The organism is Bacillus paranthracis (assembly GCF_001883995.1).
GTDB classification, from domain to species: Bacteria; Bacillota; Bacilli; order Bacillales; family Bacillaceae_G; genus Bacillus_A; species Bacillus_A paranthracis.
In genome coordinates this window covers 85,979-111,843 of sequence record NZ_MACE01000008.1, presented here as the reverse complement: position 1 = coordinate 111,843, position 25,865 = coordinate 85,979, and the positions used below count along the sequence as shown (strand labels likewise).

Annotated in this window: 27 protein-coding genes; 10 read left to right on the top strand and 17 right to left on the bottom strand. The window is 36.2% G+C overall.

What is annotated here, in order from left to right; genetic code table 11:
- Window positions 1-55: 55 nt before the first annotated feature.
- The 7 genes from BAQ46_RS02285 to BAQ46_RS02255 all read right to left on the bottom strand — a co-directional run bounded on the left by BAQ46_RS02285 (window position 56) and on the right by BAQ46_RS02255 (window position 6,160).
- The gene (locus BAQ46_RS02285; protein WP_061131542.1) at window positions 56-802 is read right to left on the bottom strand and encodes a YjbA family protein; all 747 of its coding nucleotides are present in this window, start codon (window positions 800-802) and stop codon (window positions 56-58) included.
- 143 nt (window positions 803-945) lie between these two features.
- The gene (locus BAQ46_RS02280; protein WP_000539323.1) at window positions 946-1,734 is read right to left on the bottom strand and encodes a DUF2268 domain-containing putative Zn-dependent protease; all 789 of its coding nucleotides are present in this window, start codon (window positions 1,732-1,734) and stop codon (window positions 946-948) included.
- A gap of 106 nt (window positions 1,735-1,840) precedes the next feature.
- Window positions 1,841-3,079, bottom strand: coding sequence for a beta-ketoacyl-ACP synthase II (gene fabF, locus BAQ46_RS02275; RefSeq protein WP_000412651.1), 1,239 nt, complete (start codon window positions 3,077-3,079; stop codon window positions 1,841-1,843).
- Between the two features lie 31 nt (window positions 3,080-3,110).
- Complete coding sequence (fabH, locus tag BAQ46_RS02270; protein ID WP_001100536.1) at window positions 3,111-4,043, bottom strand: beta-ketoacyl-ACP synthase III; 933 nt, start codon at window positions 4,041-4,043, stop codon at window positions 3,111-3,113.
- Between the two features lie 250 nt (window positions 4,044-4,293).
- The gene (locus BAQ46_RS02265; RefSeq protein ID WP_009879752.1) at window positions 4,294-4,470 is read right to left on the bottom strand and encodes a ComZ family protein; all 177 of its coding nucleotides are present in this window, start codon (window positions 4,468-4,470) and stop codon (window positions 4,294-4,296) included.
- A gap of 53 nt (window positions 4,471-4,523) precedes the next feature.
- The gene (locus tag BAQ46_RS02260; RefSeq protein ID WP_061131540.1) at window positions 4,524-5,396 is read right to left on the bottom strand and encodes an NAD-dependent epimerase/dehydratase family protein; all 873 of its coding nucleotides are present in this window, start codon (window positions 5,394-5,396) and stop codon (window positions 4,524-4,526) included.
- 29 nt (window positions 5,397-5,425) lie between these two features.
- A complete protein-coding gene (locus tag BAQ46_RS02255; RefSeq protein WP_000028699.1) occupies window positions 5,426-6,160 on the bottom strand; it encodes a lipase family protein in 735 nt (244 codons plus the stop codon).
- A 156-nt stretch (window positions 6,161-6,316) separates the two neighbouring features.
- Here BAQ46_RS02255 and BAQ46_RS02250 point away from each other — a divergent pair, with 156 nt between their 5' ends.
- Window positions 6,317-6,499: a YjzD family protein gene (locus BAQ46_RS02250; RefSeq protein WP_001211114.1), complete on the top strand. Its 183-nt coding sequence runs from the start codon at window positions 6,317-6,319 to the stop codon at window positions 6,497-6,499.
- 37 nt (window positions 6,500-6,536) lie between these two features.
- On the opposite strand, the gene clpB is transcribed toward BAQ46_RS02250, so the two are convergent.
- Together clpB and BAQ46_RS02240 are read right to left on the bottom strand one after the other, a co-directional pair.
- Window positions 6,537-9,137 (bottom strand): ATP-dependent chaperone ClpB, encoded by a 2,601-nt coding sequence (gene clpB, locus BAQ46_RS02245; RefSeq protein ID WP_071741568.1) that lies wholly within the window; start codon window positions 9,135-9,137, stop codon window positions 6,537-6,539.
- A 211-nt stretch (window positions 9,138-9,348) separates the two neighbouring features.
- On the bottom strand, window positions 9,349-9,528 hold the full coding sequence (locus BAQ46_RS02240; RefSeq protein WP_000531418.1) for a YjzC family protein: 180 nt from the start codon (window positions 9,526-9,528) through the stop codon (window positions 9,349-9,351).
- Between the two features lie 280 nt (window positions 9,529-9,808).
- Here BAQ46_RS02240 and BAQ46_RS30875 point away from each other — a divergent pair, with 280 nt between their 5' ends.
- The 4 genes from BAQ46_RS30875 (at window position 9,809) to BAQ46_RS02220 (ending at window position 11,274) form a co-directional block, all read left to right on the top strand.
- Complete coding sequence (locus tag BAQ46_RS30875; RefSeq protein ID WP_211275841.1) at window positions 9,809-10,009, top strand: hypothetical protein; 201 nt, start codon at window positions 9,809-9,811, stop codon at window positions 10,007-10,009.
- An 11-nt stretch (window positions 10,010-10,020) separates the two neighbouring features.
- Complete coding sequence (locus BAQ46_RS02230; RefSeq protein WP_001041235.1) at window positions 10,021-10,830, top strand: Cof-type HAD-IIB family hydrolase; 810 nt, start codon at window positions 10,021-10,023, stop codon at window positions 10,828-10,830.
- 105 nt (window positions 10,831-10,935) lie between these two features.
- On the top strand, window positions 10,936-11,076 hold the full coding sequence (locus tag BAQ46_RS02225; RefSeq protein WP_000516816.1) for a hypothetical protein: 141 nt from the start codon (window positions 10,936-10,938) through the stop codon (window positions 11,074-11,076).
- Window positions 11,077-11,274 carry a DUF3813 domain-containing protein gene (locus tag BAQ46_RS02220; protein WP_000527400.1) on the top strand — a complete coding sequence of 66 codons (198 nt, stop codon included), beginning with the start codon at window positions 11,077-11,079 and terminating at the stop codon, window positions 11,272-11,274.
- A 25-nt stretch (window positions 11,275-11,299) separates the two neighbouring features.
- Here the strand turns inward: BAQ46_RS02220 and BAQ46_RS02215 are convergent, their stop codons facing one another.
- Window positions 11,300-12,157 carry a YitT family protein gene (locus BAQ46_RS02215; RefSeq protein WP_000364453.1) on the bottom strand — a complete coding sequence of 286 codons (858 nt, stop codon included), beginning with the start codon at window positions 12,155-12,157 and terminating at the stop codon, window positions 11,300-11,302.
- Between the two features lie 100 nt (window positions 12,158-12,257).
- Here BAQ46_RS02215 and BAQ46_RS02210 point away from each other — a divergent pair, with 100 nt between their 5' ends.
- Together BAQ46_RS02210 and prsA are read left to right on the top strand one after the other, a co-directional pair.
- Complete coding sequence (locus BAQ46_RS02210; protein WP_001120845.1) at window positions 12,258-12,389, top strand: DUF3941 domain-containing protein; 132 nt, start codon at window positions 12,258-12,260, stop codon at window positions 12,387-12,389.
- A gap of 129 nt (window positions 12,390-12,518) precedes the next feature.
- Window positions 12,519-13,376 (top strand): peptidylprolyl isomerase PrsA, encoded by an 858-nt coding sequence (gene prsA / locus BAQ46_RS02205; protein WP_001214229.1) that lies wholly within the window; start codon window positions 12,519-12,521, stop codon window positions 13,374-13,376.
- Window positions 13,377-13,425: 49 nt separating this feature from the next.
- Here the strand turns inward: prsA and BAQ46_RS02200 are convergent, their stop codons facing one another.
- Window positions 13,426-14,280: a CvfB family protein gene (locus tag BAQ46_RS02200; RefSeq protein WP_000281266.1), complete on the bottom strand. Its 855-nt coding sequence runs from the start codon at window positions 14,278-14,280 to the stop codon at window positions 13,426-13,428.
- A 245-nt stretch (window positions 14,281-14,525) separates the two neighbouring features.
- Here BAQ46_RS02200 and BAQ46_RS02195 point away from each other — a divergent pair, with 245 nt between their 5' ends.
- Window positions 14,526-15,017 (top strand): YajQ family cyclic di-GMP-binding protein, encoded by a 492-nt coding sequence (locus BAQ46_RS02195; RefSeq protein ID WP_001040153.1) that lies wholly within the window; start codon window positions 14,526-14,528, stop codon window positions 15,015-15,017.
- A gap of 840 nt (window positions 15,018-15,857) precedes the next feature.
- Here BAQ46_RS02195 and BAQ46_RS02190 read toward each other — a convergent pair.
- Both BAQ46_RS02190 and BAQ46_RS02185 read right to left on the bottom strand, forming a co-directional pair.
- The gene (locus tag BAQ46_RS02190; RefSeq protein ID WP_071741567.1) at window positions 15,858-16,742 is read right to left on the bottom strand and encodes a helix-turn-helix domain-containing protein; all 885 of its coding nucleotides are present in this window, start codon (window positions 16,740-16,742) and stop codon (window positions 15,858-15,860) included.
- Window positions 16,743-17,058: 316 nt separating this feature from the next.
- Window positions 17,059-18,360, bottom strand: a complete 1,302-nt coding sequence (locus BAQ46_RS02185) for an alpha-amylase family glycosyl hydrolase (RefSeq protein ID WP_050552161.1) — start codon at window positions 18,358-18,360, stop codon at window positions 17,059-17,061.
- Between the two features lie 213 nt (window positions 18,361-18,573).
- On the opposite strand from BAQ46_RS02185, the gene BAQ46_RS02175 reads away from it, so the two are divergent.
- Window positions 18,574-19,806: an ammonium transporter gene (locus BAQ46_RS02175; RefSeq protein WP_001091646.1), complete on the top strand. Its 1,233-nt coding sequence runs from the start codon at window positions 18,574-18,576 to the stop codon at window positions 19,804-19,806.
- Between the two features lie 275 nt (window positions 19,807-20,081).
- On the opposite strand, the gene katB is transcribed toward BAQ46_RS02175, so the two are convergent.
- From katB to asnB, 3 genes are all read right to left on the bottom strand, one after another.
- The gene (katB, locus tag BAQ46_RS02170) at window positions 20,082-21,548 is read right to left on the bottom strand and encodes a catalase KatB (RefSeq protein ID WP_001069173.1); all 1,467 of its coding nucleotides are present in this window, start codon (window positions 21,546-21,548) and stop codon (window positions 20,082-20,084) included.
- A 59-nt stretch (window positions 21,549-21,607) separates the two neighbouring features.
- Complete coding sequence (gene hemH / locus BAQ46_RS02165; protein ID WP_071741566.1) at window positions 21,608-22,567, bottom strand: ferrochelatase; 960 nt, start codon at window positions 22,565-22,567, stop codon at window positions 21,608-21,610.
- A 188-nt stretch (window positions 22,568-22,755) separates the two neighbouring features.
- Complete coding sequence (gene asnB / locus BAQ46_RS02160; RefSeq protein WP_071741565.1) at window positions 22,756-24,603, bottom strand: asparagine synthase (glutamine-hydrolyzing); 1,848 nt, start codon at window positions 24,601-24,603, stop codon at window positions 22,756-22,758.
- 238 nt (window positions 24,604-24,841) lie between these two features.
- Between asnB and BAQ46_RS02155 the strand changes: the two genes are divergently transcribed.
- The gene (locus tag BAQ46_RS02155; RefSeq protein WP_061131532.1) at window positions 24,842-25,396 is read left to right on the top strand and encodes a DUF2777 domain-containing protein; all 555 of its coding nucleotides are present in this window, start codon (window positions 24,842-24,844) and stop codon (window positions 25,394-25,396) included.
- A gap of 60 nt (window positions 25,397-25,456) precedes the next feature.
- Here the strand turns inward: BAQ46_RS02155 and BAQ46_RS02150 are convergent, their stop codons facing one another.
- Window positions 25,457-25,822: a YisL family protein gene (locus tag BAQ46_RS02150; protein ID WP_000233491.1), complete on the bottom strand. Its 366-nt coding sequence runs from the start codon at window positions 25,820-25,822 to the stop codon at window positions 25,457-25,459.
- Between the last annotated feature and the right edge of the window lie 43 nt (window positions 25,823-25,865).

Below are 25,865 nucleotides of genomic sequence, written 5' to 3'. Positions count from 1 at the left end.
CTTGCCGCTGGAGCTAGACTACAACAAATAAAAAAAACCGCCAATCGGCGGTTTTTTAATTTACCTTTTGCTCGTTTTCCATTTCCCATAACTTTTCAAAAAATGGCTGTCCTTTTACGAGACGCTCGCATAATTGTTCGTGCTTCTCAGACCAACCTGCTTTCGCTTCATCATACAGCTTAGCCCAAATATCTTCAAATTCCATATGTTGAACCATTCCGTATGCTGATGGATCCCACTCTGTGAACCAATAGCGAATTTCTGCTGTGTTTTTCGTTGTATGTAATTGATCTAACGCCATAAATAATAATTGTTTAAGCTGTCTTTCTTTACGAGTTAAGCCATTCATAATGAAAGGTGATGGTGATAAAATATGATGTTCTTTTTCCATTTCTTCTACTTGGAACTCATACTTTTCTGCTTGTACGTTTTCTACCATCTCATATACCATCTGCTCTTGGCGCGGTATAAGTCTGCTCTTTCGAATTGGCACATTGTAACCAATTGTATCGATTGCAATAATTCCTTTTCCATCTGTAACTACAAAGCAATACTCTTGCTGCAAACGTTCATGATTTTTACGAATATAAGCCTTATGATGTACGTCTTCCAACATTTTTTGCGGAAGCTCTAACAATTCGTTCTCGATGTAATGATATAATGTGGAATCTACTTTTAATAATGGCACTTGATCTAATAGCTCAATCGTATCATCTTTCCGCCATTCGTAAAAATGACAAACGTTATACCCATTTTCTTCACCTTCAAACCAATTTACCCATACATCATGTAGATATAACATTCACTACCCCTCACTTCACTACTGTTTGTATCCATCATTATGTTCAATTTTTCTTAACTTTATTCCACCTAAGGAAATATATTCTAATTATTATTTTTTCTTCTATTAATACTAAAAAAACAGGAAAGAGAGCTCCTGTTTTTTTATATATGAAATGTTTTTGCTTTATTCAATATTTCTTTTGCATCTATAGGTAATAAAGAAAGTGTATCTTCTCCTTCCAAAGTTACACAATCTTTGACAATATGAAATCCAAGCGCATAGCCAAGCATCTTCGGATAAGAGTGAAATCCATTTAATAAGATGTCGTGCTCCCTTGTTCCTCGCTTTATACTTATTCTTTCATATACAACGTTTTTCCAATAATATATAGCCTCTTCTTTTGAAAGATACGTCGTCCACGGTGCATTGTTTTTTTCTGAATATCTTTCCGTTACCGCTTGCTCAGCTAACCCTTCCATAATCATCGTATCAAGTAATGTATATTCCGTTTCTTTCGTCTCAATTTGATGCAACCTGCATATATGATGATATTCATGCGCCAATAGCACTTTTAATTCTTCCACCGAATTCCGTCCACATACGAATAAGAAAATAACGTGACGCATAGATAATCCAGCCCTGCCGTTATACTCTTCTTGTACAGTTCGATTATAGGAATCTGATAATAGAATAAAGACAGGGACATCTGGACCTTTTAACCAATTTTTCAGTTTCTCATACTCTGCACGTAACTCTTTCCAAACTTCCTTTTTCTCTAACTCTTTAATTTCTCGTTCTCCTCGCATAACAGGGCGATACATACCTTTAGAAATTAAAAAGCGATACAACCTTTCTTTTGGCAGCGGGATATACTTCGTAAACTTCTCACACAGCTTTTCTGGCCGTCCATAATATAGATGTAACCACTCAGCAGTTTCAACAACCCCCATCTTTATCCCTCCTTTTTCTTATGTATATGCAAAAAGAGAAAAAGACGTAAAAATAAATAAGGAGTTTTTTCGCAATATATCGCGAAAAAACTCCTTATCTCATCTATTATTTATACGCTTTAAATACTAATACTGCGTTATGACCACCGAATCCTAATGAATTACTTAACACCGCGTTTACTTCTTGATGTCTCGCATTATTCGGTACGTAATCTAAGTCACATTCTGGATCTGGTGTCTCATAGTTAATTGTTGGAGGAATTACTCCGTCTGTAATTGATTTAATAGAGAAGATCGCTTCAACAGCACCAGCTGCTCCTAATAAGTGACCTGTCATTGATTTCGTTGAGCTGATTGCTACTTTATACGCATGCTCTCCGAACGTTTCTTTAATTGCCATCGTTTCATACTTTTCATTCGCATCCGTACTTGTACCATGCGCATTAATGTAATCAATATCTTCTGGCTGTAGACCTGCATCCGCTAAAGCTTGACGCATTGCGCGCACGCCGCCTTCACCGCCAGGAGCTGGCATTGTAATATGGAATGCATCACCAGTTGCACCGTAACCAGCGATTTCCGCATAAATGTGAGCACCACGAGCTAATGCGTGCTCTAATTCTTCAAGAATTAAAATACCTGAACCTTCACCCATTACGAAACCACTACGGTTTTTATCGAATGGACGGCAAGCTGTTGCTGGATCTTCATTGAATGTTAATGCTTTCGCTGAGCTAAATCCTGCGAATGCCATACTTGTTAACGGCGCCTCTGCCCCGCCCGTAATCATTGCATCAGCATCACCACGCTGAATTGCTTTAAACGCATCACCAATTGAGTTTGCACCAGATGCACAAGCCGTTACAGAACAAGTGTTAATTCCTTTTGCTCCTGTTGCGATTGATACTTGGCCTGCTGCCATATCTGGAATCATCATCGGTACGAAGAATGGGCTCACGCGGCGCGGGCCTTTCTCAGTAAAAATCTTAAATTGTTCTTCGTATGTTTCCATACCACCAATACCAGAACCAATCCATACACCAATTCGAGGTCCATTTTCTTCTGTAATCTCAAGCTTTGCATCTGCAACTGCCATTTTCGCTGCTGCTACTGCATATTGTGTAAAGCGATCCATACGACGCGCTTCTTTTTTATCAATATATTTCTCGACTTCAAAATCGTTAATTTCTGCTGCTACTTTTGCTGGAAATAGTTCCGGATCAATTCTTGTAAGTCGTCCGATTCCAGATACACCTTTTTTAATGTTTTCCCACGCTGTTTCAACATCTGTACCGACCGGTGTAACAGCTCCTAATCCTGTAATTACGACCCTCTTTTTTTCCATACAAAATACACTCCTTTTTTTCTCTCAGTCCTTATTTACCCCAACGAAGAGCGACTGCTCCCCATGTTAATCCGCCACCAAAACCAACAAGTATAATTAAATCACCATCTTGAATACGTCCGTTTTGCAATTCCTCTACCATTGCAATCGGAATGGAAGAAGCTGATGTATTACCGAACTTCTCAATTGTCATACTCATTTTTTCTTGTGGTAAATTTAATCTCTCTCTTGCAGATTCCATAATACGAATATTCGCTTGATGCGGTACTAAGAAATCCACATCTTCTTTCGTAAGACCAGCTTTATCTAGAACGCGAAGACAAGAATCCCCAAGTTGACGAACAGCAAATTTAAAGACTTCTCTGCCATTCATCATAACATACTCATCTTGATAAAGATGCTTACCGCCACTTCCGTCCGCTCCTAATTCGAAAGATAGAACGCCTTTACCTTCTGAAACAGCTCCCATTACGATCGCACCGGCTCCGTCTCCAAATAGTACTGCTGTATTTCGATCGTTCCAATCTACAATTTTAGATAGTTTATCACTACCAACTACTAGTATATTTTTATAAGTTCCCGTTTGAATAAATTGCTGCGCTGTAATCATTCCGTACATAAAACCAGCACATGCTGCACTTAAATCCATTGCAGCTGCATGTTTTGCGCCAATCGCTTCTTGAATAACACAAGCTACTGCTGGAAAAGCACGATCTGGCGTTACTGTTGCTACTAAAATAAGATCGATATCCTCTCCGCTAATCCCTGCATCTTCAAGTGCTTTTTTAGAAGCCTCTACGGCCATATATGAAGTATCTATTGTATCATCGGCAATGCGTCTTTCCGCAATACCTGTTCTCGTACGAATCCATTCATCGGATGTATCCATTATTTTCTCTAAATCGTGATTTGTGACTACTTTTTCCGGCACATATCTTCCGATCCCTAAAATGCCCACGTTCACATCGCAGCCCTCCGTTTTATATCAATTATTATGACTTGGTACTAATTTTAAAACATAAATGTATTTTTGTCTAGAATATATTTCTGCTAAAACATAAAGCGAACGCATTATTCACCTTATTGTTTATGAAAAGAAACGGAAACATACCTTTACCTGTTCTTTCGAAATATAAAAAGGCCCTGACCGCTTCTATCCACGGTTCGGGCCTCTCTTCCATCTCAAAAGATGCTTTTTATTCTTTTTATGCTTTTTATTCTTGATCTGCTTTCCCAAGCTCATATGCTTCGTTCATAACTTTCATCAATAACTCTAATACTGGTTGAGCTTTCTCCATATCAAGCGCAATTCCATTATCATCTAAAATGGCCTTTGCTTCTGGTAAATGCTTCATTGCGATTTGTAAAAATTGCATGCTTTTCTCATTCATATTATGTTCTTCCTCTCCATTAAAACTTTCACATACATAGTGTAACACGCTCTCTATCCTTCGTATAACTCTTTATATTTTTTCATATGTGCCAATTGTTTATTTAAACCGTATTCTAACGGAGTATTTCTTTTTATCGAAATAACCTCTACTGTTCCATCTCTTTCTTCCAGATTCTCTTTTTTCACTTTATCCTCTGCACGTAAAAGGTTCATACCTTTTTTCCATAATGATTTTTTACCACTAAGTAAATTATATATACCGAGATATTCCTCGTTCATGCCATTTTCCCATAAGTATTCACATACATCTTCAACGTACAGTAGATCACTGGCGTTTTCCTCACTTGTATAATGGCACTCTTTCTCACCCAGTTCTGATAACATGAGCTGATGATACATCATAAAAGATGGTTGCCATGGCCCATATAATGTAGGAACTCGAAATACACTATATTGTACCTCTCCTTTTTTCAATCCTTCTTCCACTTTCGCAAATAGACGTTTATTTTCGGACTCATCTACGTTTCCTACTTCAATAGAAGAAATTAGATTTAACTTCACTTTATGTTCTTCACACAGTCTTATCATTCGCTTTAAATACTGTAATATAACTCTTTCATTTCGAAAGCCACTTTGTTGGTTAGGCTCATACAGACAAAAGTAAACGGCATCAAATTTCTCTTCCTCTACGGATCTCCATCCGTCTTCATCTCTTATCGAATAATACGTAAATAACGCATTTCGCCCAATTAACAATAACTTCTCTTCATTAATTTTTGTCATACTATCGAATTCATCAAAATCAAGACCATATACTTCTACTTCTTCTGCAATCATTTTATTCACAAGGTGATAACCTACAAACGTAAGTGCACCTATAATTAGCACGCGTTCCATACCACCCACCCTTTCTCCTTGAAACAAATAGCTCCTCATTTATGTATATGGGAGCTTCACAATTCTTCTTCATATTTTTTAAAGAAATCAGTCGTTTGCCTAACCATTTTATATTTCACATCTTGCAGATGGAATAAGACAGAAGTATCGCATTGGTTCAATTGCCTCATTTTCTCGTATTTACGTAGCAACTGTTTTCTTCCTCTTTTTTCTTGTGTTGATACAAAAATTTTAACAGGTACACAAGACGGAAGAAGCGTAAATGATTTCTTATTTATTTTCGATTCTAATTCTTCTTCTTTAGCATCATACGCTAAACTTAATTCCTTCAAGAGTCTCTTGTAAAAAAATTTATGCTCTTTCTCAAACTCCACATATTCTGGTAAATCTAAACACGGATTTAACATAATGACAGAACGTATACATTCAGGGTATTTGTTCATCATTTCAAGTGCTACAAGTGCCCCCATACCATCTGCCATAATGTGCATTTTCGCATTCAATGTCTCTTTTCTCAGAACAACGTCATATAGGCGTTTTGCTAGACGAACAGATTGATCGTTTCCCCAATGTCTTCCGTATAAATTAGAAGAAAAGACCGTATAGCCTTCCTCAATAAGGCCATGTAAAAAATAAGATCTACCCGCATGCTGTGTCCATAAACTTGTACCATTCTCAATAAAGTAGTTGTAATCACCTAGAAGCATGACAGAAAATCCATTTGGCTTCTCCGGTAAATAAATGACACATGGTTCTTTTTCTAAGTAAAAAAAACGTTCCGTAATACTCATTTTTCCCCCGCCTTATTTTCTAAACGTATAAAAGTACTCTTTTATAATGTATGAACGGAATGCAAATTTGCGTTGAAAAATCTACAAATATTTTTCTATATTCTTTTTTCAATTGTGTTACAATAAGGACAGATTGAACGAATAGAGGTGTAAAATATGCGTTTCATTTGGGCATTAATTTGGTCGTTCTTGCTTGTACATATGATGAGCTACGTAATCGGCTCTATGACTGGCGGTACATACGATTTTAACCAAGCGTCTATTTTCTCAGTTGTTCTTGCGGTATTCGTACTAGCAATTGCAGCTGCAATTCCAAACGAGCCAGTAGAACAACACTAAAAAAAGAGTCCGGATTTTATCCGAACTCTTTTTTGTTTTACTTCACATGAACGACTAATTCGTTATTTTCTACATCAACAACTACATGACTATTGTCAGTAATCGTTCCTGCAATTAATTCTCTCGCTAATTTCGTCTCAACTTGACGCTGTACATATCGTTTTAATGGACGAGCTCCGTACATCGGATCGAAGCCAGCTTCGACAACAAACTCTTTCGCTACGTCTGTTAATTGTACCGTAATATGACGGTCAGCTAAACGGCCTTGTAATTCTTTTACAATTTTATCAACAATACCTTTAATTTCATTCGTTGTAAGAGGTTTGAATAAAATAATTTCGTCGACACGATTTAAAAACTCTGGTCGGAAATGTCCTCTTAATTGCCCCATGACAAGTTCTCTTGATTCCTCTTTAATTGAGCCATCTTCTTCTAATCCATCTAATAAATGAGCAGATCCAATATTTGACGTCATAATAATAACTGTGTTTTTAAAGTCTACTGTACGTCCTTGCGAATCTGTAATGCGTCCGTCATCTAACATTTGTAATAAAATGTTGAATACTTCTGGATGTGCTTTTTCGATTTCATCTAACAAAATAACAGAATACGGTTTACGTCTTACTGCTTCTGTTAATTGACCGCCCTCTTCATATCCAACATATCCAGGAGGTGCACCAATTAAGCGTGACACAGCGTGTTTCTCCATGTACTCAGACATATCAATACGAATCATTTGCTCTTCACTATCAAATAAAGACTGCGCTAACGTTTTTGCAAGTTCTGTTTTACCAACACCAGTCGGTCCTAAGAAGATGAAGGAACCAATTGGACGGTTCGGGTCTTTAATACCAGCACGAGCACGAAGAACTGCGTCTGATACTAGGCTTACCGCTTCTTCTTGTCCGATAACACGCTCTGATAAAATTTGCTCTAATCGTAATAATTTCTCACGTTCACCTTCAACGAGTTTTGCGACAGGAATACCAGTCCAGCGTGAAACAATATCAGCAATCTCTTCTTCACTTACTTCCTCACGTAATAAACGATTTTCTTGTTTATTATTCGCGCCCATTTCTTCTGCTTCTTTTAACTCTTTTTCAATTGCAGGAATTTTTCCGTGGCGAAGTTCCGCTGCTCTATTTAAGTCGTAATTACCTTCTGCTTCTTCTAATTCACGGCGCAGACGCTCTAAATGTTCACGTAAGTCACGAACTTTGTGAATATCTTCTTTTTCTTTCTCCCATTTGGCTCTCATGCCACTTGCCACTTCTTTTAAATCCGATAATTCACGTTGCAATGTTTTTAGACGTTCTTGGCTACCAAAGTCTTTCTCTTTTCCAAGAGCTGCTTCTTCAATTTCCAGCTGCATAATGCGACGCGTTACTTCATCTAATTCTGTTGGCATAGAATCAATTTCTGTACGAATTGTTGCGCACGCTTCGTCAACAAGATCAATTGCTTTATCCGGTAAGAAACGATCCGAAATATATCGATCTGATAAAACTGATGCTGCTACAATTGCGCGGTCATGAATATTTACACCATGATAAATTTCAAAGCGCTCTTTTAAACCACGTAAAATGGAAATTGTATCTTCAACAGTTGGTTCTTCTGCTAATACTTGTTGGAAACGTCTTTCTAGCGCTGGATCTTTCTCAATATATTTACGATATTCATCTAACGTCGTCGCCCCGATACAATGCAGTTCACCACGCGCAAGCATCGGTTTTAACATATTTCCTGCATCCATTGCGCCTTCTGTTTTACCAGCGCCGACGATTGTGTGAAGTTCATCAATGAATAATAAAATGCGTCCTTCACTCTTTTTAATTTCATTTAATACAGCTTGGAGACGCTCTTCAAATTCACCGCGGAATTTCGCTCCAGCTACAAGCGCACTCATATCTAATGCAAAGATTGTTCTATCTTTTAAGCCTTCAGGTACATCTTTTTTCACAATACGCTGTGCTAACCCTTCAACGATTGCTGTTTTACCAACACCTGGTTCACCAATTAAAACTGGGTTGTTTTTCGTTTTACGTGAAAGAATGCGGATTACGCGGCGAATTTCACTATCGCGGCCGATAACAGGGTCAATTTTCCCCGCTCTTACTTCCGCTACTAAATCACGACCATATTTTTCTAACGCTTCATAAGTTGCTTCTGGATTTTGACTAGTCACTCTTTGATTCCCCCGAACTGTCATTAAAGACTGTAATAAGTTATCTTTCGTAATATGAAATCTTGTAAATAATTGGTTTATATCGCCTTTTTCTTCAGTAAAAGCAAGTAATACATGTTCCACTGAAATGTAATCATCTTGCAATTTCTCTGCTTCTTTTCCTGCTCTTACAAGTAGTTGTTGCAGAGCACCTGTTATATATAATTTACCTGCTTCTGCACCGCTCCCCGTTACGGAAGGCTTTTTCTTAATTAAATTTTCGGCGCCTTGTTTTAATGCTTCTATATCGACGTTCATTTTTTGAAAAATACGTACTGCTAACCCATCTTGCTCTTCTAATAATGTAAACAAGAGATGAACAGTATCTACTTCTTGATGGTGATGAGATACCGCTAAAGATTGGGCACTCATAATCGCCTCTTGTGTTTTTGTTGTCATTTGATTTAAGTCCATCTTTACAGTCCTCCAAATGTTTGACTTTCTTTGACCTTTGATTTGATTATACGCCAACTGACTTTTTTATACAATAATTTTGCTTATGTATTTTCAAACTTATTATTTGAAAAAGAAAAAAGGAGCATTCATGATACAACTGAAAAATATACGGTAAATGAAATTAAAATGTGTAACGACAAAAAAGCCGCAATAACGATTGCGGCTCCTGTTACGGTTTTCTTTTATACGTCCACTGACGGTTATGATTTGTGTTATCTGGAAACTTGTCACCAGCAGTTAGTTTCACCATTTGCGGGTCTTTTACCATACTTCCCGTTTCACCAATTTCTACGTAAATGCCATCATTCGGCGCTTTTTGTCCAGAACGAAACCTGCGATTTTGTCCCATTTCCATTCTCCTTCCATGACGTCTTTGCCTCATTAGTATATCCATTTTAAAAGAAAGCTTTTCTGTCATGTTTAGGAAACAGGTACTACATTTCGTTCTTGTACATATACATGAATGACACAAGCTTAAAGCAGGGATTTCTTTCCTATTTGTAGAAAAAAAAGAAACCAACCTACTATAGGCCAGTTTCAAAGGAGAGTCAAACATATACGAGAAGATTACATGTTCATTATAAGCCTCATCATACGAGAAATGTAACCCTTTTCACAATTTGTCCATAATGAAAGAAACATTGTTTGAACTTTCTAAAAAGATGTTGACTTTTCTTAATTTCCAACGAGAAATAGTAGACACCGCAGCACTTTGCGACGTAAGATGGATATATAGTGAACTTTCCATCTTTGGTGGTCTCACCCAGTCTAACCTCTTATTTCTGCAGATTAAAAACGGAAATACAGATAAAAACAAAAAAATATTATAAGAGGTGAAATTATGAACAAACAACATTTAATCGCACTAGACTTAGACGGCACTTTATTAACAGACAACAAAATAATTTCCACTCGAACGAAACATACAATTGCAAAAGCAAAGGAACAAGGACATATTGTTGTTATCTCAACAGGACGTCCATTCCGCGCTAGTTATGATTACTATAAAGAACTTGGTCTAAATACACCAATCGTAAACTTTAATGGCGCTTACGTACATCACCCTCTTGATTCAAAGTGGGGCACACATCACTCTCCTCTTGAGCTAGCAACAGCGCAAGAAATTGTCCGGGCTTGCTTTGATTTTGGCGTAAAAAACATATACGCTGAAGTAATGGACGATGTGTATGTGCGTGAAATTGATGAAGATAAAAAACATATTTTCGAATTCGGTTCTCCAAACATTTTTACAGGAGACTTATTAAATATTTTAAATGATCATCCAACTTGCTTATTAATTGACGCACATGACGAGCATTCCAGTGCAATTCGTCAACATTTAACTGATATGCACGCTGAAGTAATCGACCATAGAAAGTGGGGCGCACCTTGGCCGATTATTGAAATTGTAAAAAGCGGATTAAATAAAGCTGTTGGACTACAAAAAATTTCTAGTCATTATAACATTCCACAAGAGCGAATCATCGCTTTCGGTGATGAAGATAACGACTTTGAAATGATTGAATTTGCTGGTCACGGCATCGCAATGGGAAATGCCATCCCTGAATTAAAATCACTCGCAAACCATACGACGCTAACGAACGAAGAAGATGGTATTGCACTATATTTAGAAGAGGTTCTTGGGTTGTAATCTAAAAATTCCCTGCTTATAGTTTCTCGCCAAACGCTCATACTATCATTAGACGCACAAGTCAGCGCGTCGATTGTTTTCAGCTAAATAAAGGGGGTTTTTCGAATGGGTAAAAAGAACAAATCAAAACGTTTTATCCAACAAGGAGCCGATGCTGTTATGAAGCATGATGCAAGATTCCCGTACCGAGGTACATTAGCTGAGGCAGAAAAAGCGAGAAGTAACTCTTCTTTTGGAGGGGTCTAAATGGGGAACTTACTATTTCAACAAGCTAGAGATGCTGTTGCAAATGCTGTATCTTGTTCAAGCGGCGTCGAGCAACAAGATCTCGTATATAGAGCAAAAAATGCTTTGCAATCCGCTTACGCAAATTCTTCAACTGCTGAAAAAGTTCAGCTACGTGAAATGCAAGAGCAGTTGCAAAACATTACGAATGCACATTAAAAAAGAGGACCAGCTTTGGTCCTCTTTAATCTTTTCGAAACAATCCGAACACCCCAACTGTTTGCAGTACGTTTGTAAATGCACCTGGGTCCACTTGTTTAATAACCCTCTCCAATTCGTACAGTTCGTAACGGGTAATAACAATCATTAACATTTCCTTATTTTCATTCGTATAAGCACCAGTTGCTGGTATAGTTGTAATCCCCCTCACTAAGCGTGAGTGAATCGCCTTTCGTACATCCGCCCCATTCTTCGTAACGATTAATGCCGTAATCTTCACATGACGCGTATGAATTGCATCGATGATTCGCGTTGACACATACAAAGTCACTAAAGTATATAATGCTTTTTCCCATCCATACACATAGCCGGCAGCGATAATGATCAGTGCATTAAAGAAGAAAAAATACGTACCGACAGGCTTGTCTTTAATCTTTGATAAAATCATGGCGATTATATCTAAACCACCTGTAGAAGCCCCCCACTTCAACGCAATCCCTACCCCGATTGCTGAAATAAGCCCACCAAAAATCGCATTTAATATGATGTCGTTTGAAACTGCTCTAACTGGAATAATTTCTAAAAACATAGTCATAAAGATAACGCAAAGAAAACTAAAGAAAGTAAAGGCCTTTCCAACCTTTTTCCATGCTAAAATAACGACTGGAATATTAAACAAGCTAAATAATACCCCGGTTGATATGTGAATAGATAAAAAATCACCTAATATTTGTGATAGCAATTGAGACAATCCAGCAAAGCCACTTGCATACACTTTCGCTGGCGTTAAAAATAAATTCATTCCAATCGCATTTAACAAACCTGCGACGATTACAACGATTAACTTCTTTATAAGTTCGGTATAATTCAACTTCAAATCCATTTCCAATCCACCTTCATTATTCATGAATACACTGCTATACATAGTCTTTACGAAAAAGGAAATGATAAACGTACAACGTTTAGAAATGGAGTTGATACATATGCCACATACGAGTGATAACGACAAAAAAGCACGCGATAATAATGCAAAACGCGCGCAAAAAAATGAGCAAGAACAAAAGAATATAGAGCAAGGTAAGCGTGCTTATTCCAAAAAGACCGATCACCTTTGATTCCATCGTACATCAACAATATTGTTGATGTACTTTTTTTACATTTCACAGGAAAAAACATTAAAAATTCACTTCATGTTCACTTCTATATTCTACAATAGCGATAACATATTCGGATGAGGTGTTAGCATGAGAGGAAAACACATTTTCATTATTACTGCACTACTAAGTATATTAATGCTATCTGCTTGTGGACAAAAAAACGACTCAGATACAGTCGCTACAGCAACAGACTCAACCATTACGAAGAGCGACTTCGAAAAACAGTTGAAAGATCGTTACGGAAAAGACATGCTGTACGAAATGATGGCGCAAGACGTTATCACGAAAAAATATAAAGTATCTGACGATGATGTAGATAAAGAATTACAAAAAGCAAAAAATCAATACGGAGACCAATTTAAAAACGTATTGAAAAACAATGGTTTAAAAGATGAAGCTGATTTCAAAAATCAAATTAAGTTCAAACTTGCTATGAATGAAGCGATTAAGAAAAGTATTACAGAGAAAGACGTGAAAGACCACTATAAACCAGAAATTAAAGCAAGCCATATTTTAGTAAGTGACGAAAATGAAGCGAAAGAAATAAAGAAAAAATTAGATGCTGGTGCTTCATTTGAAGAACTAGCAAAACAAGAATCGCAAGACCTACTATCAAAAGAAAAAGGCGGAGACCTCGGATATTTCAATTCAGGTAGAATGGCACCTGAATTTGAAACTGCTGCCTATAAACTAAAGGTCGGACAAATTAGCAATCCCGTTACATCACCAAACGGTTATCATATTATTAAATTAACTGATAAAAAAGAATTAAAACCCTATGATGAAGTGAAAGACTCTATTCGCAAAAACTTAGAAGAAGAACGTATCTCTGACCCTATATTCGGTAAAAAACTATTGCAAGACGAATTAAAAAAAGCAAATATTAAAATAAATGATAGTGAGTTGAAAGATACGTTTACTCTTGTACATGAGCAAGGGAATTAAAAAAGCACCACCTTATAGGTAAAATATAAGGTGGTGCTTTTTATTTCCTTTATTTCTTAAAGTACGTCCAACCTTCTTCTTGGTAAACCTTTTCTTCTTTCATCAACTTACCAAGTGCACGCTTAAATGCAGCTTTACTCATATTGAAACGTTCTTTAATGTCTTCTGGATAACTCTTATCCCAAAACGGCATTGCTCCGCCTCGTTCTTCCATATATGCATAAATCACTGCAGCATCATCTTCCATTCCTTCTTCTTTACGAGGAAGAAGTGAAATGTTAATTGTACCGTCATCTTTTACATCAATAATTCGTCCCGTTACACGTTGACCGATGCGAACTTGTTCTTTTCTTTCTGTATGATGTAAAAATGCACGGAAATGCTCATCTGTTAATACGAACGAACCAACTTGAAGTGAACGATACACACGTCCGTTTACGTTTTTATTACGCATAGATGGTGTCGCATCTACAACGATTTCTTGCATATCACTATCTCTTGCCGGAAGAGCAATTAAACGATCACGATTCGTTAATTTTAACGTACAATATAATTCATCTCCAACTTCAGGCCATACTGGCATATAAATTGGGAATTCATCAGCTGGAATTAGTATATCTTTTGATACACCAATATCAACAAACACACCTAAACTAGGAATAACTTCTACAACCTTTACCCAGTTCCAATCATATGTTGTAATAATTGGCTCCTTCATTGTTGCCGAAATACGATTTTGGTGGTCAAGGTATAAGAATACATCAATCGTATCGCCTTCTTCAATTTCTCCAGCTACTTCATTTTTATGTAGGAAAATTTCTTCTTCTTCATTTCCAACCATATATCCAATTTCCGTTTCGCGTAAAACAGTTACCTGTTCAATCGATCCTATTTGTAAATACATATTTTTTAATTCCCTTCTATATATATAAAATGAACTTTTTAACTTTTTATATTTTTATCATTCCAAACAAAAGTTAATTATAACACGATTTTCTCTTTATTTGTCCAACTGCCCAAAATTCACTATAATAAAATGAGGTTACATCATTATAAGTATGAAAACACTTAAGTCTAAGCTCGTTTTCAGCTATACTTTAGTATGTACAGTACATAAAAAGAGTAGAAATTTATTTGGAGGTGCTAACTATGGCAAAAGATAGTTCTTTTGACATCGTTTCGAAAGTAGAATTACCTGAAGTAACAAACGCAATTAACACTGCATTAAAAGAAATCCAAAACCGATATGACTTTAAAGGAAGTAAAAGTGATATTAAACTTGAAAAAGAAGTACTTGTTTTAACTTCTGACGACGAGTTCAAATTAGAGCAAGTAAAAGACGTTCTTATTTCTAAACTCGTAAAACGTAACGTTCCAATTAAGAACTTAGATTACGGAAAAGTTGAAGCGGCAGCTGGTAACACTGTTCGCCAACGTGCAACACTTCAACAAGGTATCGATAAAGATAACGCGAAAAAAATTAACAACATCATTAAAGAAATGAAATTAAAAGTAAAAACACAAGTACAAGATGATCAAGTACGTGTTACAGCGAAAAGCCGTGATGACTTACAAGCAGTTATCGCAGCAGTTCGTAGCGCTGATTTACCAATTGACGTACAATTTATTAACTACCGCTAAAAAGAAAAACATCCTCTATGTAGAGGATGTTTTTCTTTTTAGCGGGTAGAAACAATATGACGAGGCCAAGAAGGTATTTGCAGTGAAAATTGCTGAGCGAACAGTGTTTATTCATGCGAATATCTTACAGGTGACCGCGTCGTTAGACTAGGTACTAGGTCTCATTGTAGAATTTTTTTATACATGGAATTGAGCATGTCCTTTTAAAAATAAGGAAAAGACACCTTAGAACATTTCCCTTCAACTTAAAGCACTTTCTTTATCAATTGAATCCCAAACCAAAATCCCTCTCCTACTCAAGCGTAACAATTTATGAGTATAAGAATATTTTCCACCCTTCAATGTAATGTAAAATTAATAAGGAATCTTATTCCATGAAAAAAGTTAATTATAAAAGAGTTAGAAGTGGTTATTTGAAGAAGTTAATATTATGTTTTTTATTGGCTATACTCTCTCTAAATATTACAGGATGTTCTAATAATATAACTACACTAAAGGATAAATCTAATTGCATTCACAAAGCTTGGTACAAAAAAACTACGTTATGTACTAATTTAAAGAAACACTAAATAGTTGATGATAAAGCTCATAAAAAAACACTTTAAGTTGCATTCCTCTTACTTGAACCATCTTAATTTTAATATGGAAGGAAGAGAAGTATAAAGTGTTAATAAGAATGCAAATTTCAAAATAGAAAGTACGTTAAGTAAACTTTCATTAAAAAATTCATATTAAGTAATAATATTTTAGAATCAAGTTTATAAAAAATATTAAGAGGTTTATAAGTGTAAAACCTACAGGAACTTTTCCTGTGGGTTTTATTGTACTATAAGTAGTTATTTAGCAATTATGTTTTTTGAAATATTCTTCTTTAATTATTTGTAATTTTTTTTCGTTTTTTGTTAATTCAAATATAAATAAAGCTGTTTTCATGTTATCAGCAACTTCTTCTTTATTAGATTGTTCAAGCTTTAGTAAATTCGAACCTTTTTCATAGTATAGTTCACCCAATAAGTATAAAGTATTTAGATTAATAGCTAATTTGATACCCTTATCAATGTATTTTTTTGCTTCTTCGTATTGATATGTGTAATTTAAACATTTTGCTAAATTATAAATGATTTTTAATTTAATTTCTTTATCTCTAGGAAAATCTAACTTATCAAAATTACTTAAACATCTTTTTAATATATTAATGCTCTCTTTATATTCTTTATTTTCTGCATGAAATATAGCCATTGTCTGCATAATATCTATTTCTCTCTCTGTTAAAAAATCAATATTCGTTACAGTTATTTTTAATGCATTATTCAAAAGAGTTAAAGCTGTTTTTATTGAGTTATTCACACGATATATAGCAATTGCTTCATGCCATATTAGAAATTGTTTATCTTCTTTCATTCGAAAATTATTTAAGTTTTTTTCTTTTGTTACTATTTCATAAAGCTCTTTATATTGATGTTGTCTTATGCAGTCTTTCATTACACATTTTACATTTTCTATATATTTTAATTTTTTGTTTTGGGTTAGTGCAAATATATTATTTGGATCAATACCAAGCCTTTCTGATAATTGATATAACAATATGCTAGATGGATAAATCACACCTTTTTCAATCTTGCTAATTTGACTTTGTGAACATATTCCATGACATAATTCGGATTGTGATATATTTTTTTTCATTCTAAGTTCTTTAATGGTAATACCCAAATCGTAAAATTCCATTTTTCCTCCTCAAATATAGCCCTCAATGAGTAACAAAATACTTTTCACCCTTTAATGTAATGTAAAATTAGTATATTTTCAATTATTGTTTCTTCTATCGATTTTTTTACTTCTTTGCTCGGTTGCATTTCGAGGTGAGAGTCTTACTTCAAAGAAAAACAGACTAGGGAGAAAGTTTTCTCCTTAGCCTGTCCCACCGAACAAATTCCCCATCGTCACTATTATCCCCAAAATACAGAATTACGAATACGATAAGAAGACTTAAACATCTCACCTCATCACGCACTTTTAATTGAACACAAAAGAGAATATCCCCTTATTTCCGCTTCTTTTTAACCACAATTAAAAAAGCAATAAACAATACGTTCACACCGACGATTAAAGAAATAAATAGCCAATTCACACCTGTTTCCCCGTTAACTTTATACACATTTGATTCTTCACGCTTTAAAACGAGATAAAATTTTCCGTTTTCTTCTCTTATAATTTCATCTTCTAACAATCCCCTTAGCTCTTGTTTTTCACCAATCGCACTTGCAGGTAAAGCAACTTTTTGTGTTTCTTTCGTATTATTAATCGCTACTACTGTCACTTCATCTTTATACTTTCTCTTTAGTACACTCATTCCATCTTTATCGTATAGAAGCTCAAACGTACCGCGACGTAAAGATGGCCTCGCTTGTCTAAGCTCACCGAGTTTCGTTATATGTTGCATAAACTTTTCATCTGATTTGAAGTCCATTAATCGTCTATTATCTGGCGTACCTCCTCCATCCAATGCAATTTCAGTTCCGTAATAAAAATTCGGAATACCTGGTGTTGTTAATAAATATGTAAGAGCTAGTTTCAAACGAGATGGTGGATAATTCATATTCTCTTTTGCAATACGAGCAAATCTTTTTGTATCTTGATTATCTAAAAATGTAGCGGCTGCTCCGTCTTTTTTACTTACATCATATAAAGGTTTCACCGATACGTCCGCTTTGGAAAACGCATCTACTATTTTTTCGTTGTATTCACTATCTTCTTTTGTCATAACTCGAAAATCTTTCTTTATCACTTGCATATCTTTTTGCACATCATCCCAAAAAGCAGGCGATTTTTTTTCACTATGTATTACATAACTTGCATCTAAATCAACTTCTTTGATCCACCATTTCATCGAGTCGATTACTTGTTGTTCGTTTTCTCCAAGCGGAAATTGAAATACAACTTTCATTCCTTTTGCATGAGCTTCTTGCACAAGTTCTTTCACATCATTTTCTGTTCCGAAATGTTCATTTACCTTCTGAAAATTGCGCACGTCTAACCCATCGTATTTTACACTTTCAAAAAGCGGCGAAAGCATAACAGTAGTAAATCCCATTTTTTTTATGTAATCCATTCTTTTTATAATACCTCTTATATCTCCGCCCTGATATCCTTCTAAATTGCCAACTTCTAACTGTTTGTCATTTTTCGGTTCCCCATTATTAAAACGATCAATCATAATGGAATATATAACTTCGTCTCGCCACTCTCTTTTTTCGTCTGCAAATGTATGTATTGGTACAAACAAAACGACAGCTAAACAAAAACAAATGAATAGTTTCCTAGTATGTATTTTCCCCACACGCATCCCCCATGTATTTTAATTGTAAGAATATTATACCAATTACCCGAACGAATCGCATACGTTGATTTCATTCTTATCAAATTAATACATGTTAGGTTTTCTAACATTACATATAAAATTTTCTGAATTTTTAGTTGATTTTTCTTTTTATTTCGAATATGATATGAAACATAACGAATTGATGTTATTTTTTCTAACATTACAGGAGGAGAGAGAATGAATACAGGAGATACGGTTTTTATGTTTGTAGCGACAGTAATGGTCATGTTAATGACACCAGGATTAGCACTTTTTTATGGAGGTATGGTTCGCAGTAAAAACGTACTCAGTACGACAATGCATAGTTATAGCGCAATGGCTATCGTTTCGATTCAATGGATTTTAATTGGTTATTCTTTATCATTCGGACCAGATTGGCACGGACTTATCGGCACACTCGATTGGTTCGGTTTAAATGGAGTTACCTACGCACCAAATCCAGACTACTCATCTACTATTCCTCACAATTTATTTATGATGTTTCAACTCATGTTTGCTATTTTAACTCCCGCTCTAATTTCAGGAGCATTTGCCGAAAGAATGCGATTTTCAGCTTTCCTTATTTTCATCCTTCTGTGGACAACAATCGTTTACAATCCTGTCGCTCATTGGGTATGGGGCGTTGGTGGATGGCTAAGAGAACTTGGCACATTAGACTTCGCTGGCGGTAATGTCGTTCATATTACATCTGGCGTGGCTGGCCTCGTATTAGCTATTTTCCTTGGAAAACGCAAAAACATAAACGGTTCGTCTCCTCATCATTTACCATTTACGATGTTAGGCGCTGGTTTACTGTGGTTCGGCTGGTTCGGTTTTAACGTCGGAAGCGCATTATCTTTAAACGACGTAGCTTTAACTGCATTTATTAATACAAATATAGCCGCCGCTGCCTCCGCATTAACTTGGATGCTTTCAGAGTGGTTCTTCCAATCAAAACCGACCGCGATGGGAGCTGCTTGCGGCGTTGTTTCCGGTCTAGTCGCTATTACACCAGCTTGCGGGTTCGTTACACCTTTCTCAGCTCTTCTTATCGGAGCAATTGGCGGCGTATTATGCTTCGGAGCGGTCTTTTTCTTAAAAACAAAATTCGGATACGACGATACACTCGATGCATTTGGATGTCACGGCATCGGCGGAACTTGGGGCGGCATTGCGACAGGACTATTTGCAACTACCACCGTAAACAGTGATGGCGCTAACGGATTATTTTACGGGAACGCCGCGCTGCTGTTGAAACAACTTGTAGCAATCGGCGCAACATATGCGTTCACAATTATAATGACGTACGCGATTATTAAAGCAATTAACTTCTTCCTCCCTGTCCGGGTAGATGAGCACGAGGAACATATGGGACTTGATATTTCAATGCACGGAGAGAAAGCTTATGAATATACTGAGCGAGTGAACTAAAAAAGAGATGCAATCTATTGATAGTAGATTGCATCTCTTTTTTGCATTTATCGGCACTGCATACCCCAGCTAGTATTCCTGTAAATATATCAGCGATTCTTCGGATATATCGACGATTTTTCAAATATATCAGCGATTATTTCAATATATCGACGTTTCGACACGATATATCGATTTACCAACAAATTCCGACATAATGAAACTGAAGAATACCCGTGTGTAACTTTACATAAACAAAAAAAGACGACCGTTTCATAACAGTCGTCTTTTCCAATTTATTTCGGAGCATTTCCTACATATTGCGTAATATCAACGTTTAATGCTTGCGCTAAACGCATACCGTACTCTTGATCTGCACGGAAGAAGTTACATACAGCTAGTAATTTCGTACGTTCATTTACGTCTTTTAAGTCATTTGTTAAGTTTGCAATTAAGTTGTCTTGCTCTTCTTTAGAGAATGAACGGTAACGCTCACCCGCTTGTTTGAAATCATTTGGTTTGTCAATTTTCTCACGAGATACATAGCCTTCTACTTTCATAGTTGAATCGCGGTAAGCTGGGTCTTCAACTGGATTTTCAGCATGACGGCTCGGTTCATAGTTAATTGTAGATGGGTTTTGATTGATTTGCATCGCACCATCACGTTGTTGATTATGAACAGCTGCGTATGGACAGTTTACAGGAATTTGTAAGTAGTTTGCACCAAGGCGGTAACGCTGTGTATCTGGATAAGAGAATAAACGACCTTGTAATAATTTATCTTCAGATGGTTCAATACCATTTACAGTTGCACTTGGAGAGAACGCTACTTGTTCTACTTCCGCAAAGAAGTTTTTCGGGTTACGATTTAACGTCATTGTCCCTACTTCCATTAATGGGAAACGATCTTCTGGCCATACTTTCGTTGGGTCCAGTGGATCAAAGTCTAAAGAATCCATTTCATCTAGTTGCATCACTTGTACGTGTAAATCCCATTTCGGGTAATTTCCTTTTTCGATTGCATCGAATAAGTCACGAGTTGCATGGTTGAAGTCTTTTCCTTGTACTTCTTGCACTTCTTTTGCACTTAAGTTACGTACACCTTGCTGTGGCTTCCAATGATATTTAATGTAGACGATTTTACCTTCCGCATTAATCCATTTGAATGAATGTACACCGAAACCTTCCATTTCACGATAGCTTGCTGGTGTACCGTAATCAGAAAATACCCATGTCATCATATGTGTAGATTCTGGACTTAACGTCATGAAATCCCAGTAACGATCTGGTGTTTGAATATTTGTATCAGGTGCTGGTTTTAAAGAATGCACCATATCAGGGAATTTAATTGCATCACGAATGAAGAAGACTGGTAAATGGTTACCTACAATATCGTAATTTCCTTCTTCTGTATAAAATTTAACAGCGAAACCGCGTGGATCACGTGCTGTTTCAGGAGAACCTTGACCATGAATAACCGTTGAAAAACGAACAAATACAGGCGTTTCAGTTCCTTCATTTTGTAAAAATGCTGCTTTCGTATATTGCTTCATGCTATTTTTCGTAACGAATACACCATGAGCACCTGCACCACGTGCGTGCACAACACGCTCTGGAATACGTTCACGATCAAAGTGAGCCAATTTTTCTACTAAATGATAGTCTTCTAATAATACCGGTCCACGGCGACCAGCTGTACGAGAATTTTGGTTATCTCCGACCGGAGCACCTTGGTTTGTTGTTAAGCGATTATTTGGATTCATCTAGGGGGATCCTCCTCTTTCTTTCATAGTAATTATTATTTATTTAAAATTATTATAAATTAATTATTATTCAAAATTAGTTCTTTGTCAACTATTTCTTTCATTTTTCTGGAAACAATTGTAGCTAAACAATCAATAAATGTAGATTGTGCATTCGGCATATTTGGTCTAAAATACGCAGCATTTAATTCATCCGTCACAACTTTACACTCGTAATCGTTGTCATATAAAACTTCTAAATGCTCTGCCACAAAACCAACTGGGCAATATATGAAAGATTTATATCTATGCTCTTCAAATAAATCTCTCGTTAAATCTTGTACATCCGGTCCAATCCATGGATCAGATGTATTTCCGGCACTTTGCCAACCTATTGTATAGTTTTGGATGTTTGCAGCTGCTGCGATTAAATCCGCCGTATGCTGCAATTGCTCCACATAAGGATCACCTGCTGCAATAATTTTTTCTGGTAAACTATGCGCTGAAAAAATTACAACCGCTTTCTCTTTATCTTCAATTTTTGTAAATGTTTCTTTTATTTGATCTGCCCAATACGAAATAAACTTCGGTTCATCGTACCATTGGTCAATCGGCTCAATAACAGGACCACCTATTTTCTCCGAGAGACGAATTGCACGCTCGTTATATGCCTTAATGCTAAAGGTAGAATAATGCGGCGCTAATACGATACTAATCGCTTGCTCAATTCCATCGCGCTTCATCTCTTCTACTGCATCTTCTATAAACGGAGCAGTATGTTTTAAGCCTAAGTAACAATTAAATTCATACTCTGTAAACATATTATTCATTGAGTCTGTTAATTTATGCGCTTGCTCTTTCGTAATTTTTGCAAGCGGTGAAATTCCACCAATCGCTTTATAACGTCCAATTAAATCTTGGAGTGCTTCTTCGGACGGCTTACGCCCATGACGAATATGTGTATAATATGCCTCTACTTCATCTAATGAATCCGGCGTTCCATACGCCATTACGAGTAAACCTATTTTTTTCTTTTTCATCTATATAACACCTCAATTTTATAAATGAGAATCTTTTTCAAGAACATTTGTTTCCAATTATAACAACTAATAATAAGTACGTAAAGATAATTATTCTAAATAAGTATTTTTTCTAATATGATTTTGAATTTTATATGACAATTTATTTAATAAAAAGCGACTTACTTATAAAGTAAGTCGCTTTTCTCCTATTCTTTAATATTTACTCCATATTCTTTAAACCAAACGTGAATTTGTGCTAAATGAGCTAAAAGTTGTGGCCCAGTCATTAATTGACCATACCATGGCGTTTGGAATGCACTGCCGCCTGACTCAATTAATCCGCTCAGCTGTTCTTTATCAAATAGTTCGTGTAAAATCGATCCTTTATCTGTTAATAAATCTTGTAGCCATACTGTTACTGCTTTCGTATAGTGCGGATTATGTGTTTTCGGATACGGGCTCTTCTTTCTATATAAGATGTCATTTGGAAGTAATCCTTCTAACGCTTTACGTAATAGACCTTTTTCGCGATTTTTATACATTTTCATTTCCCAAGGAATATTCCAAGCATATTCGACAAGTCGGTGATCCGCAAATGGAACGCGTACTTCTAAGCTTGCACCCATACTCATACGGTCTTTTCTGTCTAATAATGTTGTCATAAACCATACCATATTTAAATAAAATAATTGTCGTCTCTTTGCTTCAATTGGGCTTTCTCCCTCTAAAATAGGAACTTCTTGAATGGACTCTTCATAGCGCTGTTGTACATATTGTTGTAAGTTTAATTTATTTCTCCATTCTTTCTTTAGCAGTTGTTCACGCGCTTCTGTAGAGCGCATCCACGGAAATGCACTCGATTGTAAATCATCCTCTCTATAAAACCACGGATAACCACCAAATATTTCATCTGCACATTCCCCAGATAGACCGACGACAAAATCTTGTTTAATCTCACGACAAAACCATAATAATGACGAATCAATATCTGCCATACCAGGTAAATCGCGAACGAGTACTGCTTCTGTTAAATACTGCGCTAATTGTTCATTTGAAATGACGCAGCGATGATGGATTGTTTGAAACGTTTCAGTCATCAAATGAATAAATGGTGCATCTGAATTTGGCTGAAACGCATTTGCTTTAAAGTATTTGTCATTATCTTCGTAATCAATCGAATATGTGTGTAATTGCCCTTTTCCTGATCTTTCGTATTCTTTTGCAGCAATTGCTGTTATAGCGCTTGAATCTACACCGCCTGATAAAAAAGTACATAATGGTACATCAGAAACGAGCTGCCTTGTAATCGCATCTTGTAATAAAAAGCGTGTTTTTTCTACTGTTTCTTCAAAGGAATCTTCATGCTTTTTACTTTCTACATTCCAATATCTCCATATGCATAAACCGTTCTTTGAAAATGTCATCGCATGACCTGGACGTAATTCTTTTATACCAGCATAAATTCCGTGACCAGGCGTTCTAGATGGTCCAAGGCCAAATATTTCAGATAATCCTTCTAACGTCACTTCCGCCTTCACATCTGGATGCGCCAATACCGCTTTTAACTCTGAGCCAAATAGTAATCGCCCACTGTCATATTTATAAAATAGCGGTTTTACACCTAATCGATCACGTGCAATAAACACTTGTTCTTTCTGTTCATCCCATACAGCAAACGCATATATACCGTTTAAATGATCGACACATTCTTCTTTCCATTCCATATACGATGCTAATAGTACTTCCGTATCAGAATGACCTTTGAACGTATATCCTCTTCTTAATAGTTCCTTTCGAATATCTTCCGTGTTATACAGTTCGCCGTTATAGCAAATTGCATAATTCGCTTCGTCCTTTAAGCAAGTCATCGGCTGCTTACCACCTTCAGGATCAACAACGATTAACCGTTTATGCCCAAATGCGACATTGCCTTTAATCCAAACTTTATTATCATCTGGGCCACGCTTCGCTAACGTCTCAGCCATCTTCGTAACGACATCCCGTTCTCCTTCTAATGAGCGTTTATAATCCACCCATCCTGTAATCCCGCACATATAAATCATCCTTCCATCTTATTTCTTTTCTTGAACGTGCAGTAATCCCCACCCTAAGAGGTGCGGATTACAAAATGAAAAACTTGACGATAACCTACTATCCATATACGGAATAGCATTTTCACTCAGTAAAACGTGTTTTATTGTATGCCCACCTATGTGTAGATGTGTCTAGTTATAAAGAATGCACGAACTGTCTATAACAGGAATAACTACTTTTCAAAAGGAGAAATCGTGTATGATACAACGTAACCATATTTTATATAACCAGCCTCGCGCTCATACGGTCGGTAATGTAGAATATATAAACAATGAATGGGTATTCTTTGATGATGAAAATGAGGAAGCATTTTTATTAGAAGATATTGCCGAAGATGGATTTGAAATTTTATATAACAACAACTGGCTACCGGCTCGTTTCTATGAACAAGATATATTACAAATTGCCAACGAACAGCACCATTTGCAAAATGGGGAAATGATACGCATTCGTAAAAAATTACTCCTTAGCTATACAGAATGGCTTGAGGAATTACCTGACTCTGTCTTCGCCTTATTAACAGAGGCATTGCAATCACTTCATTACTCTTTATATGATTGCATGTATTGTCATAATTATTTATCCTTTTTATCGAAAGAGGAAGCATGCGAAGGAGTAAATATTCTTTTATTTGATAACGAAGAGATGATTTGTACACTGCAGCACCATTTCGTTCGTCACGCTACGTCAAATAAAAATATGTTTCGTTTTACGAAAGTAAACGGAGAAGAGTTGCATATCGATGCAACATAAAATAAAAAACCACCTTATCTCCCAAACATTTGAGATTATAAGGTGGTTTTATTTTCTTTATTAGAATACTTGCCAACCAATCGGTAATTTCAGTCCTAGATAAAATACCGCTACAAGCGCGATAATAAATAATCCCCAGAATGCCCCCGTTGCCTTGTTCTTGCTCATTTTCACAAGAACCATTTCCATTCCAGCGATAACTAAAATACCAGCTAGCATTTTTAAACCATACCACATGTGCATGTTACTTGTTGCAGTCTTCATAATACCCATGTACAACATGAAACCTGTCACAATAATGATAATGTACATAAGACGAAGCCCCATATGTACACCTTTCCCTTTTCTTCCTGCTGAATAAAGTGAATACGCAACGAAGAATAAAATTAAACCTAACGCCCATGCTGTAATATGCATATGTACCATCGTATCCCTTACCTCCTCTTTTCACACTTTTTCACTCTATATG